General features: G+C 67.9%; 12 protein-coding genes. 8 read left to right on the forward strand and 4 right to left on the reverse strand.

Features of this window, described 5'->3' with window-relative positions; all coding sequences use genetic code 11:
- Positions 1-16: 16 nt before the first annotated feature.
- The 7 genes from V4F39_RS09235 (at position 17) to pbpG (ending at position 9166) form a co-directional block, all read left to right on the forward strand.
- A complete protein-coding gene (locus V4F39_RS09235; RefSeq protein WP_332289029.1) occupies positions 17-1798 on the forward strand; it encodes an acetolactate synthase 3 catalytic subunit in 1782 nt (593 codons plus the stop codon).
- A 168-nt stretch (positions 1799-1966) separates the two neighbouring features.
- Complete coding sequence (gene ilvN / locus V4F39_RS09240) at positions 1967-2458, forward strand: acetolactate synthase small subunit (RefSeq protein ID WP_332289030.1); 492 nt, start codon at positions 1967-1969, stop codon at positions 2456-2458.
- 128 nt (positions 2459-2586) lie between these two features.
- Positions 2587-3603, forward strand: a complete 1017-nt coding sequence (gene ilvC / locus V4F39_RS09245; protein ID WP_332289031.1) for a ketol-acid reductoisomerase — start codon at positions 2587-2589, stop codon at positions 3601-3603.
- 94 nt (positions 3604-3697) lie between these two features.
- Positions 3698-4534: a CDP-diacylglycerol--serine O-phosphatidyltransferase gene (gene pssA / locus V4F39_RS09250; protein ID WP_332289032.1), complete on the forward strand. Its 837-nt coding sequence runs from the start codon at positions 3698-3700 to the stop codon at positions 4532-4534.
- Positions 4535-4741: 207 nt separating this feature from the next.
- A complete protein-coding gene (gene leuA / locus V4F39_RS09255) occupies positions 4742-6421 on the forward strand; it encodes a 2-isopropylmalate synthase (protein ID WP_332289118.1) in 1680 nt (559 codons plus the stop codon).
- 38 nt (positions 6422-6459) lie between these two features.
- A complete protein-coding gene (locus V4F39_RS09260; RefSeq protein ID WP_332289033.1) occupies positions 6460-8001 on the forward strand; it encodes a 2-isopropylmalate synthase in 1542 nt (513 codons plus the stop codon).
- Positions 8002-8110: 109 nt separating this feature from the next.
- Complete coding sequence (gene pbpG, locus V4F39_RS09265) at positions 8111-9166, forward strand: D-alanyl-D-alanine endopeptidase (RefSeq protein ID WP_378235056.1); 1056 nt, start codon at positions 8111-8113, stop codon at positions 9164-9166.
- Here the strand turns inward: pbpG and V4F39_RS09270 are convergent.
- Entirely contained in the window at positions 9150-9950 is an 801-nt protein-coding gene (locus V4F39_RS09270; RefSeq protein WP_332289034.1) for an IclR family transcriptional regulator, read from the reverse strand. The two genes, pbpG and V4F39_RS09270, sit on opposite strands and share 17 nt — an antisense overlap.
- 129 nt (positions 9951-10079) lie before the next feature.
- Here V4F39_RS09270 and V4F39_RS09275 point away from each other — a divergent pair, with 129 nt between their 5' ends.
- Positions 10080-11168 (forward strand): TIGR03790 family protein, encoded by a 1089-nt coding sequence (locus tag V4F39_RS09275; RefSeq protein WP_332289035.1) that lies wholly within the window; start codon positions 10080-10082, stop codon positions 11166-11168.
- Between the two features lie 16 nt (positions 11169-11184).
- Here the strand turns inward: V4F39_RS09275 and hpnE are convergent, their stop codons facing one another.
- The 3 genes from hpnE to hpnC are packed head-to-tail and all read right to left on the reverse strand — an operon-like array spanning position 11185 to position 14186.
- Positions 11185-12477 (reverse strand): hydroxysqualene dehydroxylase HpnE, encoded by a 1293-nt coding sequence (gene hpnE / locus V4F39_RS09280; RefSeq protein ID WP_332289036.1) that lies wholly within the window; start codon positions 12475-12477, stop codon positions 11185-11187.
- A 3-nt stretch (positions 12478-12480) separates the two neighbouring features.
- Complete coding sequence (hpnD, locus tag V4F39_RS09285) at positions 12481-13329, reverse strand: presqualene diphosphate synthase HpnD (RefSeq protein ID WP_332289037.1); 849 nt, start codon at positions 13327-13329, stop codon at positions 12481-12483.
- Positions 13326-14186, reverse strand: coding sequence for a squalene synthase HpnC (gene hpnC, locus V4F39_RS09290; RefSeq protein WP_332289038.1), 861 nt, complete (start codon positions 14184-14186; stop codon positions 13326-13328). The genes hpnD and hpnC overlap by 4 nt, the downstream gene beginning before the upstream one ends.
- Between the last annotated feature and the right edge of the window lie 25 nt (positions 14187-14211).

Here is a 14211-nt window from a genome sequence, read left to right on the forward strand (position 1 = left end):
TTCGCAAAGGTCAGACATGGACATCTCCCCCGCTGAAATCAAGCGCGCCGCCTCGGCGCAGCCTTCCCCCTCGCAGGCCCCCGCGGCCGATCCCAACGGATCCGAAATCCTGGTGCGCTGCCTCCAGGCCGAGGGCGTCAAGTACCTCTGGGGATACCCCGGCGGCGCCGTTCTCTACATCTACGACGCGCTGTACAAGCAGGAGACGATCCAGCACGTGCTGGTGCGGCACGAGCAGGCCGCGGTCCACGCGGCGGACGGCTACGCACGCGCCACGGGCGACGTGGGCGTCGCGCTGGTCACTTCCGGCCCTGGCGTGACCAACGCCGTGACCGGCATCGCCACGGCCTACATGGACTCCATCCCGATGGTGATCATCACCGGGCAGGTGCCGACGCCGGCCATCGGCCTGGATGCCTTCCAGGAGTGCGACACCGTCGGCATCACGCGACCGATCGTCAAGCACAACTTCCTGGTCAAGGATGTCCGCGACCTGGCGATGACGATGAAGAAGGCATTCCACATCGCGCGTACCGGGCGCCCCGGGCCGGTGGTGGTGGACATCCCGAAGGACGTCTCGCTCCATACCGCCCCGTTCGCCTATCCCGACAAAGTCGAGATGCGTTCGTACAACCCGGTGCGCAAGGGCCATGGCGGGCAGATCCGCAAGGCTGTGCAACTGCTGCTGCAGGCCAAGCGGCCCTATATCTATACGGGCGGCGGCGTGATCCTCGGCAACGCGTCGGCCGAGCTGCGCGAGTTGACCGCGCTGCTGGGCGCGCCGGTCACCAACACGTTGATGGGCCTGGGTGCCTCGGCGGCGAGCGATCCGCAGTTCCTCGGCATGCTGGGCATGCATGGCACCTACGAAGCCAACATGACCATGCAGCACTGCGACGTGCTGCTGGCCGTGGGCGCGCGCTTCGACGACCGCGTGATCGGCAACCCGAAGCACTTCGCGTCGGTCGAGCGCAAGATCATCCACGTCGATATCGATCCGTCGTCGATCTCCAAGCGCGTGCGCGTCGACATCCCCATCGTCGGCGACGTGAAGGACGTGCTGGTCGAGCTGATCGCGCAGATCAAGGAAGCCCAAGCCAAGCCGGATACGGCCTCCATGAGCGCCTGGTGGAGCCAGATCAACGAGTGGCGCAAGCGCGAGTGCCTGCGCTACAAGCCGAGCACCGAGGTCATCAAGCCGCAGTACGTCATCGAGACGCTGTGCGAGCTGACGCGCGGCCGCGACGCCTACATCACGTCGGACGTCGGCCAGCACCAGATGTGGGCCGCTCAGTACTTCCGCTTCGAGGAGCCGCGCCGCTGGATCAACTCCGGTGGCCTGGGCACGATGGGCGTGGGCCTGCCTTACGCCATGGGCATCAAGCTGGCCAAGCCCGACAGCGACGTTTTCTGCGTCACCGGCGAAGGCTCGATCCAGATGTGCATCCAGGAGCTGTCGACCTGCTTCCAGTACAAGACGCCGGTCAAGATCCTGTCGCTCAACAACCGCTACCTGGGCATGGTGCGCCAGTGGCAGCAGCTCGACTACGAGGGCCGCTACTCGCACAGCTACATGGACGCGCTGCCCGATTTCGTGAAGCTCGCCGAGGCCTATGGCCACGTCGGCCTGAAGATCGAGAACCCGGGCGACGTCGAGGGCGCGCTGCGCGAAGCGATGAGCCTGAAGGACCGCACCGTCTTCCTCGACATCCGCACCGATCCCACCGAGAACGTCTGGCCGATGGTCAAGGCCGGCAAGGGCATCAGCGAGATGCTGCTGGGGTCTGAAGACCTGTGACGGCCTGAACGCGGGGCAGGGCGGCGGCGTTACCGCGCCGCGGCCCGTGCCTCGCGGAACGGCCTGAACGGTTTCAGCCTGATCTGACCTTTTCTTCAACCTCGAACAGCGTGGCCAAGGGCCGTCGGTTACCGCCGCCGGTCTGAAGAGCGCGCAGGACGAACGCACATGAAACACGTCATTGCCCTGTTGCTCGAAAACGAGCCGGGCGCTCTTTCGCGCGTGGTGGCCCTCTTTTCCGCCCGTGGCTACAACATCGAGAGCCTCACGGTCGCCCCGACCGAAGACGCCTCGCTGTCGCGCATGACCATCGTGACCACCGGCAGCGACGAGGTGATCGAGCAGATCACCAAGCACCTGAACCGGCTGATCGAAGTGGTGAAGGTCGTCGACCTCACCGAAGGGGCCTTCACCGAGCGCGAGCTGATGCTCATCAAGGTGCGTGCCGTCGGCAAGGAACGCGAAGAGATGAAACGCATGGCCGACATCTTCCGCGGCCGCATCATCGACGTGACCGAGAAGAGCTACACGATCGAACTTACTGGCGACGCGGGCAAGCTCGATGCCTTCATCGAGGCCATAGACCGCACCGCCATTCTTGAAACCGTACGCACCGGCACCAGCGGGATCGGTCGCGGCGAGCGCATCCTGAGGGTTTGACCCACCCCTGAGCGCCCGCGGCGCTCCCTCTTCAAGGGGGCGCCTCCAGCGGCCCGGCAAAGCCGGATCCGCGGCGGCTGCTGGATACAACACCCACCCACGAACAGATTTTTCCGAAGGAGCACCTCATGAAGGTCTATTACGACAAGGACGCCGACCTCAGCCTCATCAAGGGCAAGAACGTCACCATCATCGGCTACGGTTCGCAAGGCCACGCGCACGCGCAGAACCTGACCGACAGCGGCGTGAAGGTCACCGTCGGCCTGCGCAAGGGCGGCGCTTCGTGGAGCAAGGTCGAGAAGGCCGGTCTCAAGGTGGCGGAAGTTGCCGAGGCCGTGAAGGGCGCCGATGTCGTGATGATGCTGCTGCCCGACGAGCAGATCGCCGATGTCTACAAGCGCGACGTGGAACCCAACATCAAGGAAGGCGCGTCGCTGGCCTTCGCGCACGGCTTCAACGTGCACTATGGCCAGGTGATCCCGCGCGCCGACCTCGACGTGTGGATGGTTGCGCCCAAGGCTCCCGGCCACACCGTGCGCGCCACCTACCAGCAAGGCGGCGGCGTGCCGCACCTGATCGCCGTGCACGGCGATCGCAGCGGCAAGGCGCGCGACCTGGCCCTGAGCTACGCCGTGGCCAACGGCGGCGGCAAGGCCGGCGTGATCGAGACCAACTTCCGCGAAGAAACCGAGACCGACCTGTTCGGCGAACAGGCCGTGCTGTGCGGCGGCACCGTCGAGCTGATCAAGGCCGGCTTCGAGACGCTGGTGGAAGCCGGCTATGCGCCCGAGATGGCCTACTTCGAGTGCCTGCACGAGCTGAAGCTGATCGTGGACCTGATCTACGAAGGCGGCATCGCGAACATGAACTACTCGATCTCGAACAACGCCGAGTACGGCGAGTACGTCACCGGCCCGCGCGTCGTGACGGAAGAGACCAAGAAGGCCATGAAGCAGTGCCTGAAGGACATCCAGACTGGCGAATACGCCAAGAGCTTCATCCTGGAGAACAAGGCCGGCGCGCCCACGCTGCAATCGCGCCGCCGCCTGACGGCCGAGCATGACATCGAGGTGGTCGGCGAGAAGCTGCGCGCGATGATGCCCTGGATCAAGAAGAACCGTCTGGTCGACCAGTCGAAGAACTGATCCGGCGCAGCAGCGCCTTCGGGGCCGCGGCGGCCTGGTCCTTCACGGGCCGGGCACCGCGGCTTCTTCGTTGACGGAAGGTATGCTTTCGCCCATGAACTATCAGAACAACGACGACGCGCAGGCGCTCCAGGAGCCCGACGATGTCCGCGAGCGTCCCCGCCGCAAGGGCATCTACATCCTGCCCAACCTCTTCACGCTCGCCGCGCTGTTCGGCGGCTTCTATGCGGTGGTGATGGCGATGAACGGCCGCTTCGAGCAGGCGGCCATCGGCATCTTCATGGCCGCCGTGCTCGACAGCCTGGACGGCCGTGTGGCGCGCATGACGAACACGCAGAGCGCGTTCGGCGAGCAGATGGACAGCCTGTCCGACATGGTGAGCTTCGGCGCGGCGCCCGCACTGATCGTCTATGAATGGGCCTTGAAGGGCCTGGGCAAGGCCGGATGGATCGCTGCCTTCGTCTACTGCGCCTGCGCGGCCCTGCGGCTGGCACGGTTCAACACGAACATCGGTGTCGTCGACAAGCGCTACTTCCAGGGCATGCCCAGCCCCGCCGCCGCCGCGTTGATCATCGGGTTCATCTGGGTGATGGACGACGCCGGCATGCGCGATGCCTGGGACCTGCCGTGGCTGGCCTGGTCGGCTTTCGGGGCCACGCTCTACGCCGGCCTGACCATGGTCACCAACGTCCCGTTCTACAGCTTCAAGGACATCAGCTTCAAGCGCTCGGTGCCCTTCATCGTGATCGTGCTGATCGCGCTGGGGATCGCGGTGATCAACATCCACCCGCCCATTGTGCTCTTCGCGCTGTTCTGCGTGTATGGCCTGTCCGGCTACGGGGTCTACGTGTACCGCAAGATGAAGGGCAAGCCGGTCAGCGTGATTGCCACCTCCACGGATGAGCCGGACGAAGAAGGGCTTCATCGATAGCTTTACCCTGCATTCGGGTGCTATATTTACCATCATGTCGTTCCGCACTGCGTCCCTCTCGCTGCTGCTACTAGGCGTGCTCCAGGCGCGCTGAACGATCTCGTCCTTCTTTCCCCCGGATCACGGCCCGCCTAGCGCAACGCAGCGGGCCGTTTGCTTTTTGTGGAAATCCGGCTGCGTTCCAAGACCTCGGAGATGACCATGTCGATGTTGAAGAACCCCGCCGCCAAATACCCCGTCGCCAAACGCATCGGCCTGACCGACCGCCGCTGGCCCGATGCCGTGATCCAGCGGGCGCCCGTGTGGTGCAGCGTCGATCTTCGCGACGGCAACCAGGCCTTGATCGAGCCGATGGACCCGGCCCGCAAGCTCCGTCTGTTCGAGACGCTGGTGCGCATCGGCTTCAAGGAGATCGAGGTCGGCTTCCCCTCGGCCTCGCAGGCCGACTTCGACTTCGTGCGCATGCTGATCGAGCGCGATCTCGTGCCCGACGACGTGACCATCCAGGTGTTGACGCAGGCGCGTGATCACCTCATCGACCGGACCTTTGAGTCGCTGGCCGGTGCGAAGCGGGTGGTCGTGCACCTCTACAACGCAGTCGCGCCGGTGATGCGGCGCGTGGTCCTCGGGCTCGACGAGAACGGGGTGGTCGACCTGGCCGTCCGGCATGCCCGCATGATCCGCGAGTGCGCGCAGCGTCAGCCGGACACCCAGTGGGCGTTCCAGTACTCGCCGGAGATGTTCTCCAACACCGAGCTGGCGTTCAGCAAGCGCGTCGTCGATGCGGTGACGGCCGAATGGCGTGCCACGCCGCAGCGGCCCTGCATCATCAACCTGCCGTCGACGGTGGAGTGCTGCACGCCCAACGTGTTCGCCGACATGGTCGAGTGGATGCACCGCCACCTGGAGCGGCGCGACGGCATCGTGCTGTCGGTCCATCCGCACAATGACCGGGGTACCGGCACCGCGGCCGCGGAGGTCGCGCTGATGGCGGGCGCCGACCGGCTCGAGGGCTGCCTGTTCGGCAATGGCGAGCGCACGGGCAACCTCGACATCGTCAACGTCGCGCTGAACCTCTACACCCAGGGCGTGCCGCCGGAGCTCGACTTCTCGGACATCGACGCGATTCGCCGCACCGTCGAGCATTGCAACCAGTTGCCTGTCCACCCGCGCCATCCGTATGTGGGTGATCTTGTCTATACATCCTTCTCGGGCTCGCACCAGGATGCGATCAAGAAGGCCTTTGCGGCGCGGCGCGACGGCGATGTCTGGGACATGCCCTACCTGCCCATCGATCCGATGGACCTCGGCCGCAGCTACGAGGCGGTGATCCGCGTCAACAGCCAGTCTGGCAAGGGCGGCATCTCGTTCCTGCTCGAGAGTGAATACGGCCTGGAGTTGCCGCGCCGCCTGCAGATCGAGTTCAGCCAGGCCGTACAGCGCGTCATGGACACCGAGGGCAAGGAGCTCACCGCCGCCGACCTGTGGGCGCTCTTCGAGCGCGAGTACGGCCTGACCGCGCCGCACATCGAGCACGTTCAGGTCGGGGAGCGCCCCGACGGCCAGGTGCAGGTGGTCGCCGAAGTCGTGCAAGGCAGCCAGCGGCGCCGGCTGGAGGGCAGGGGCAACGGCCCCATCGACGCCTTCGTCGATGGCCTGCAGGCGCTCGCGCCGGTGGCCGTCGAGGTGCTGGACTACCATCAGCACGCCATCGGCGGCGGTGCGCAGGCACGTGCGGCCGCGTACCTGGAACTGCGCATCGACGGCGTGACACGCTTCGGCGTGGGCATCGACGCCAATACCATGACTGCTTCGATGAAGGCGGTGCTGGGCGCCGTGCTGCGCACGACGCGCTTCGTGCCCGCCGAGGCACATGCACTCGCCTGACATCCACCGACAGCAATTCGCCATCCGAGGAGACCGCCATGGCCGACAAGCTCATCATCTTCGACACCACCCTGCGCGATGGCGAGCAATCGCCCGGCGCGTCGATGACCCGGGACGAGAAGCTGCGCATCGCACGCCAGCTCGAGCGCCTGCGCGTCGACGTGATCGAGGCGGGTTTCGCGGCCTCGAGCAATGGCGACTTCGAAGCGGTGAAGGCGATTGCCGACGCGATCAAGGAATCGACGGTGTGTTCACTGGCACGCGCCAACGATCGCGACATCGGCCGTGCCGCCGAGGCGCTGAAGGGTGCGGCACGCTCGCGCATCCACACCTTCATCGCGACGAGCGATCTCCACATGGAGAAGAAGCTGCGCATGACGCGCGAGCAGGTGCTGGAGCAGGCGAGGCTGTCGGTGCGCTTCGCGCGCAACCTGACGGGCGACGTGGAGTTCTCGCCGGAAGACGGCTACCGCTCCGATGTCGACTTCCTCTGCCGGGTGCTCGAGGCGGTGATCGACGAGGGCGCGACCACGCTGAACATCCCCGACACCGTCGGCTACGCGATCCCGGAGCTCTACGGCAACTTCATCCGCACGCTGCGCGAGCGGGTGCCCAACTCGGACAAGGCCGTGTGGTCCGTGCACTGCCACAACGACCTCGGCATGGCCGTGGCCAATTCGCTGGCGGGCGTCAAGCTCGGCGGCGCGCGCCAGATCGAGTGCACGATCAATGGCCTGGGCGAACGGGCCGGCAACTGTTCGCTCGAGGAGGTGGTGATGGCGGTGCGCACGCGCCGCGACTACTTCGGGCTGGAGCTCGGCATCGACGCGACCCAGATCGTGCCGGCCTCGCGCATGGTGAGCCAGACCACCGGCTTCGTCGTGCAGCCGAACAAGGCGGTCGTCGGGGCCAATGCGTTTGCGCATGCGTCGGGCATCCACCAGGACGGCGTGCTGAAGGCGCGCGACACCTACGAGATCATGCGTGCGGAAGACGTGGGCTGGTCGGCCAACAAGATCGTGCTCGGCAAGCTGTCGGGGCGCAACGCGTTCAAGCAGCGGCTGCAGGAGCTGGGCATCGGGCTGGAGTCCGAAGCGGAGGTGAACACGGCGTTCGCCCGCTTCAAGGACCTGGCCGACCGCAAGGCCGAGATCTTCGACGAGGACATCCTCGCGCTGGTCAGCGACGAGAGCGTCACGCCGGAGCGTGAGCATTTCAGGCTGCTGGCCTTGTCCCAGCGGTCCGAGACTGGCGAGCGTCCGCACGCGAGCGTCGCTTTTGCCGCTGGCGACGTGGAGCACCACGCTGAGAGCGACGGCAACGGCCCGGTCGACGCGAGTTTGAAGGCGATCGAGTCCAAGGTTCAAAGTGGCGCGGAGTTGCTGCTTTATTCGGTCAATGCCATCACCAGCGGCAGCACAGAATCGCAAGGCGAGGTGACAGTCCGCCTTCAACATGGCGGTCGTGTCGTCAATGGTGTGGGTGCCGATCCCGACATCGTCGTGGCATCTGCCAAGGCGTATCTGGCGGCGTTGAACAAGTTGCACAGCAAGACGGAACGCGTGGCGGCCCAAGGCTGAAGCCCTCGAAGCGCCGAAAGGCGCCACTTGAGGAACGCTGCGTAAGTTTCTGATCTTGCGTGTGTTTTTTGCTTCGCCTACACTGACTTCTTGACAGGAGCCGGGTGTGGTGCACGCACTGAAATCGTTACGTTTGTTGTGTGTCGGGGGCGCGGTGGCGCTGTCCGTCGCGCTGTTGCAGCCTTCACCCGCCGAGGCGGCATCCAAGTCCTCGAAACCCGCCAAATCCGCGACCGCCAGCAAGAAGCCGGCCAAGTCGGCGGTGGTGCGCGGCAAGTCGCTGCGGCCCACCAAGGTCGTCGCCAAGCGCAAGGCGACGGTGGTCGACGTGCAGCCGGCGCGCCTGTCGTTCGGGCAGTTGTACGGCCTGCACAAGGCGGAAGATCCGCTCGAGCTCAAGTCGAGCGTGGCGCTCGTGCTCGACCAGGACACCAACGAGGTCCTGTTCAGCAAGAACCCCCAGGCCGTGCTGCCCATCGCCTCGATCACCAAGCTGATGACTGCGCTGGTCGTCGCCGAGGCGCAACTGCCGCTCGACGAGACCCTGACCATCACGCAGGACGACGTCGACACCGAGAAGCACAGCGGCTCCCGCCTGGCCGTGGGCACGCAGCTCACGCGCGGCGAGATGCTGCACCTGGCGCTGATGTCGTCGGAGAACCGCGCCGCGCATGCGCTGGGGCGCCACTATCCGGGCGGGCTGTCGGCATTCGTGTCGGCGATGAACCTGAAGGCCCACCAGCTCGGCATGAACGACACGCGTTATGTGGAGCCGACCGGGCTGTCGAGCTCCAACCAGTCGAGCGCGCATGACCTTGCCGAACTGGTCAAGGAAGCGAGCAAGCACGATCTCATCCGCCAGCTGTCCACGTCGCCCGAGCATCAGGTGGAGGTCGGCAGCCGGCTGCTGCAGTTCCGCAACAGCAACGGGCTGGTGCGCAGCGGCTCGTGGGACATCGGCCTGCAGAAGACCGGCTACATCTCCGAAGCGGGCCGCTGCCTGGTGATGCAGGCCCAGTTCGCGGGCCGCAAGCTGATCATGGTGCTGCTGGATTCCGCCGGCAAATACTCCCGCATCGGCGACGCGGAGCGCATCCGCAAGTGGGTGAGCACCGAGGTGCCGCACCTGGCCACGGCCGTCAACGCCGTCAAGACGGGGCCTTGATACCGGCGCCCCCCGCTGGGCCGCGGTGGCCCAGCGCCGAGGAGATCTGAGCGGCCGTGTCCTTCAGGCGTTCGAGCCAGGCTTCTTCGAGCCGGTCGGCGGGCGCCGAGATCGACAGGCCCGCGATCAGCTTGTTCTGGTCGTCGAAGATGCCGGCTGCCATGCAGCGCACGCCCAACTCCAGCTCCTCGTCGTCTCTCGCGACGGTCTGATGGCGCACGCTCGTCAACTCCCGCTCGAGCCGGGCGATGTCGGTGATGCTGTTGCGGGTGTGCCCGGCCAGGCCCGTGCGCGTGGCGTAGGTACGGACGCGCTGCGGATCGTCGTGGGCCAGGAACAGCTTGCCGACCGAGGTGAGGTGCAGCGGTGCGCGGCCGCCGATGGCACGCACCACCTGCATGCCAGAGCGCTCGCTGTACGTCCGTTCGATGTAGACGATTTCGTCGCCCTGGCGCACCGACAGGTTGACCGGCTGGTGGGTCAGCTTGTGCAGTTCGCGCATCGGTGCCAGCGCGGCATCGCGTACGTCAAGGCGCGCTTTCACGAGGTTGCCCAGTTCAAGCAAACGCATGCCGAGCCGATAACTTCCCGCCTGCGGACGGTCGACCAGGCGGCCCACTGCCATGTCGTTCAAGATGCGGTGTGCGGTGGACGGGTGGAGACCGGCCCGTTCGCTGATTTCCTTCAGCGAAACCGGATCCTGATGCTCCGCCAGTACATCAAGCAGCGCAAAGGCCCGTTCCAGAACCTGGATCGTTGGCGTCTGACCATCGTTTTTTCGCATATCGACATTGTGAGGCGCTTCGCTTTTTTTTGCATGACGAAACTGCGGTCTGCATGCTGGCAAATGGCCGGCTGTCTGGCCATGGCGGCCGCAGCCCTTGCCGTTGGTGCGCAGGAGCCCGCGCCGGCCGTGCCCGCTACGGCAGCCGTGGCGCCCGCGACCAGCGCTTCGTCCGAGCGGGCCGGGCCGCAATGGCTCGGCGTGCCGCGCGTCGCAGGCCGCCTCGGCCCCGCCGACATGGGCTTGGTGATCAACACGGCAGATCCCTATTCGGTGGCGGTCGGCGAGTACTACATCGAGCGCCGCGGCCTGCGGCCGGAGCAGGTCCTGCGGGTCGAGCTGCCCGTCCGGGGCGTGTTGACGCAGGAAGAGTTCCAGGGGCTGGAGCAGCAGGTCCAGTCGCGATTCGGTGCGCAGACGCAGGCCTTGGCGCTGGCGTGGACGGCGCCGTACGCCGTCCAGTGCCAATCCATCACCGGCGTGCTCGCGCTCGGGTTCGACCCGGACTTCTGCAGGCACACCTGCGGGCGTTCACGCCTGTCGCCCTATTTCAACTCGCCGAGCAGCCGCCCCTGGCGCGACCACCAGCTGCGGCCCTCCATGCTGCTGGCCGGCCGAAGCATCGAGCAGGGCAAGCGGCTGATCGATCGCGGCGTGTCCGCCGACGCACGGCTGGGCCGCCGCTGGTCCGGCCCGGCGAACGTGCTGTTCCTGTCGACCGGGGACAGCGCACGCAATGTCCGGCACACCCTGTTCCCGCCGGCGGGCCCCGTGCGGGCGCTCGGCATCGAGGTGTTCGTGGAGCAGGCGGACCGGCCGCGGGACGTCGATCGCCTGCTCATGCTGCAGACGGGCGTGGCGCGGCTGAGCGGGCTGGAAGCCTTGTCGTGGGTCGACGGCGGCCTGGCCGACCACCTGACGTCCTTCGGTGGCCTGCTCGACAAGGTCGACGGGCAGAGCACGGCGCTCGAGTGGCTGGATTCCGGGGCCACCGCGAGCTACGGCACCGTCAGCGAACCGTGCAACCACCTGCAGAAGTTCCCGCACCCGCAGGTGCTGCTGCTGCACTACGCGCAGGGCAGCACCGCGATCGAGGCCTACTGGAAGAGCGTGGCCTGGCCGTTGCAGGGGGTCTTCGTGGGCGAGCCGCTGGCCGCGCCCTTCGCGCGCGGCGATGCGCTCGCGACGCCGCTGTTGGCCCTGCGCCGCCGCCCGTAGGCAGGCGCGGCCGCCCTCATGTCGGCCAGCCGGCGGTGACCGCGTCCACCGCGAGCCGCCCCGAGCGCACGGCACCTTCCAGGGTGGCCGGGTAGGGGCCTTCGATGTAGTCGCCTGCCGCCACCAGGCCGGGGGCGATCGCAAGGGGTGGCCGGCGCAGGCCCGGCGTGCACAGGAAGGTCGCGCGGCGCTCCGCCAAGGTCCGCAGCACCGTCGGGGGGCTGTGCCATGTGCCGGGCGCAAACGCCTGCAGCGCCTGCTGCCGCGTCGCGGCCGCGGTGGCTTCCAGGCCCTGTTCGGTCCAGCGCCTCGCGCCGCTGACCACAAACGCGAAGACGCCTGCATGGTGCCCCAGCGCCCCGAGGTCGAAGACGAACTGGGCCGGCGCGTCGCCGTCGCAGGCGAGCGCCGTCATCGGCTGCGGCAGGCGCGTGCCGGCACTCTGCAGGTAGACCGTGACGATGGGCTCGTACTCGAACGCCGCTGCGGCGGCCGCCCATGACGGCGAGGCCGCGTGGGCCAGCCGGGCGGCTTCGCGCGCTGGCGCCGCGAGGACCACCGCGTCGAAGGGTTCATCGTCAACGCACCAGCCACAGGGCGTGCCGATGGTCGACAGCCCCTTGACGCGATGCCCCAGCCGCAGCGCCGCGCCTCGCTGCGCGAGCCATGCGGCGGCCGGCGCCGGCAGCAGGGCGCCGAGGCTGGCGCGGGGCAGCAGCAGGTCGGCGCTGCCCGGGCCGCTGAACAGCGCATCGCGCAGCACCCGCAGGAACACGCGCGCATCGGCCTGCTCGGCCGGCGTGTTGAGCGCGGCCACGCACAGCGGGTCGATCAGGTCCTGCCGCACCCGCTGCGGCAACCGGCGCGTCAACTGGGCGACCGTGAGCCGCTCGTCGCAGCGGAAACGCATTGCCGCCCAGCGGGTGGCCTCGGCCAGCAAGGCCATGCGCTCGCGCCAGGCCCAGCGCCGGCAGGCGAGCACGGCGCGTGCGAACGCCGGAACGGCCGGGCCGCGGGGCAGCCGCAGCCCCTCGCCGTCGGGATAGACCAGCGCGAGCGGCAGGCGCAGCAAGGCCGCATCGGGTGATGCACCCACCGCGCGCATGAGCTCGAGCGTCTCCCGGTACGCGCCGATCAGGATGTGCTGGCCGTTGTCCAGCGCCAGGCCCTGGGCCTCGACCCCGCGGGCCCGGCCGCCGCACTGCGGCGCCATCTCGAACAGCGTCACCGCATGCCCGCGCTGCGTGGCGGCCACGGCCGCAGCCAGGCCGGCCCAGCCGCCCCCGACGACCGCGATGCGCCTGCGCATCCGCTAGCGCGCTTGCCAGTTGGTGCGCATCGCGATCCAGACCTTGCGCACCGGCGTCAGCGCGATGCGCTGGTGCAGCACCTGGAAGTCGCTGGCCTCGATCTCGCGCAGCAGGGTGCGGTAGATGTTGGCCATCATCAGCCCGGGGCGCTGTGCCCGGCGGTCCTCGGCGGGCAGCATCGCGAAGGCTTCGTCGTAGAGGCGGTGCGCCCGTTCCGCCTGGAAGCGCATCAGTGCGCTGAAGCGCTCGCTGTAGCCCCAGGGGGATTGCCGCTGCAGCAGCTCGTGGGCCTTGACGTCGAACTGCTGGAGCTCGGCGATGGGGAGGTAGATGCGGCCGCGGCGCGCATCCTCGCCGACGTCGCGGATGATGTTCGTGAGCTGCAGCGCGAGGCCGAGCTTGTGCGCATAGTCCGTCGTCCGGGCCTGCGTGCGACCGAAGATGTTGGCCGCCACCTCGCCGACGACGCCGGCCACGAGATGGCAGTAGCGCGCCAGGCCGGCGAAGTCCAGGTAGCGGCTTTGTTCGAGGTCCATCTGGCAGCCTTCGATCACGGCCATCAGGTGCTCCTGGCGGACGTCGTAGTCGGCCGCGTGCGGCATCAGGGCCTTCGTCACCGGATGCGTCGGTGCGCCGGCGAACGCCTGCCCCACCTCCTTGCGCCACCAGGCGAGCTTGGTGGCCGCGACGCTGGGGTCCTGCACCTCGTCGACGATGTCGTCGACCTCCCGGCAGAAAGCGTAGAACGCGGTGATCGCTGCGCGGCGGGGAGGCGGCAGGAACTTGAACGCGTAATAGAACGACGATCCGCTTTGCGCGGCCTTGTCCTGCACGTACTGCGCGGGTGTCATGCGGGCCTCCCGGCCGGCATCGGCGCCGGGGCCATGGTCCAGGCGCGCCACAGCAGGCGCGGCGCGTCGGCCACGCCGAGGGCCGGGCGCCGTGCCAGCGTGTCGTGTCCCTGGGCGGCGATCTTGTCGAGGATGCGCAGCCCGCCCTGCACGACGAGCCGCAGCTCCCAGCCCGCGCGGCCGGGGATGCGGTGCACCAGCGGTGAGCCCGCCAGCATCCGGTCGCGTGCCCAGCCGGTCAGTTCGGCCGTCAGCGCCCGGAAGGGGGCGCTGGCCCGGCCTTGCGCTGCCTCCCGGGCCAGCGCGGCAGGCGTCAGGCCATGGCGCCGTGCATCGGCCAGCGGGATGTAGTGGCGACCCCGAGGCAGGTCCACGCTCAGGTCCTGCCAGAAGTTGATGAGCTGCAGCGCGGTGCACACGGCGTCCGACTCCGACAACGCGGCCGGCGCGTCGATGCCGTACAGATGCAGCAGCAGCCGCCCGACCGGATTGGCGGACCGCGCGCAGTAGTCCAGCAACGTGTCGCGGTCCGGGTAGAGCGGGTTGTGCACGTCCTGCTCGAAGGCGCTGAGCAGGTCCTGCAGCGCCTTGAGCGGCAGCGCGTGGCGGCGCATCGCCTGGTGCAGCGGCCCGAACACCGGCGCCCAGCGGCCGGCGGTGTCGCCTCGGGCGGCACGTTCGAGCGCCTGGCGGTAGTCGGCGAGTTCGGCCGCGCGCTGCGCAGGCCCTGCGTCGCCTTCGTCGGCCAGGTCGTCCGCGGTTCGTGCGAACCAGTAGATGGCCTGGATTGCCGGCCGCAGGTGGGGCGGGCAGAGCCAGGAGGCCACGGGGAAGTTTTCGTAGTGATCGACGCTCACGGGGCGCGATTGTCCACGGCCTTCC

It is taken from the genome of Aquincola agrisoli (genome assembly GCF_036621135.1).
Lineage (GTDB): Bacteria > Pseudomonadota > Gammaproteobacteria > Burkholderiales > Burkholderiaceae_C > Aquincola > Aquincola agrisoli.

Excerpts from the sequence above, each read along its gene's own strand:
- V4F39_RS09270 (WP_332289034.1), bottom strand. The coding sequence starts at position 9,950 with ATGCGAAAAAACGATGGTCAGACGCCAACGATCCAGGTTCTGGAACGG.
- V4F39_RS09235 (WP_332289029.1), top strand. The coding sequence starts at position 17 with ATGGACATCTCCCCCGCTGAAATCAAGCGCGCCGCCTCGGCGCAGCCT.
- leuA (WP_332289118.1), top strand. The coding sequence starts at position 4,742 with ATGTTGAAGAACCCCGCCGCCAAATACCCCGTCGCCAAACGCATCGGC.
- ilvN (WP_332289030.1), top strand. The coding sequence starts at position 1,967 with ATGAAACACGTCATTGCCCTGTTGCTCGAAAACGAGCCGGGCGCTCTT.
- hpnE (WP_332289036.1), bottom strand. The coding sequence starts at position 12,477 with ATGCGCAGGCGCATCGCGGTCGTCGGGGGCGGCTGGGCCGGCCTGGCT.
- ilvC (WP_332289031.1), top strand. The coding sequence starts at position 2,587 with ATGAAGGTCTATTACGACAAGGACGCCGACCTCAGCCTCATCAAGGGC.
- V4F39_RS09260 (WP_332289033.1), top strand. The coding sequence starts at position 6,460 with ATGGCCGACAAGCTCATCATCTTCGACACCACCCTGCGCGATGGCGAG.
- hpnD (WP_332289037.1), bottom strand. The coding sequence starts at position 13,329 with ATGACACCCGCGCAGTACGTGCAGGACAAGGCCGCGCAAAGCGGATCG.
- pssA (WP_332289032.1), top strand. The coding sequence starts at position 3,698 with ATGAACTATCAGAACAACGACGACGCGCAGGCGCTCCAGGAGCCCGAC.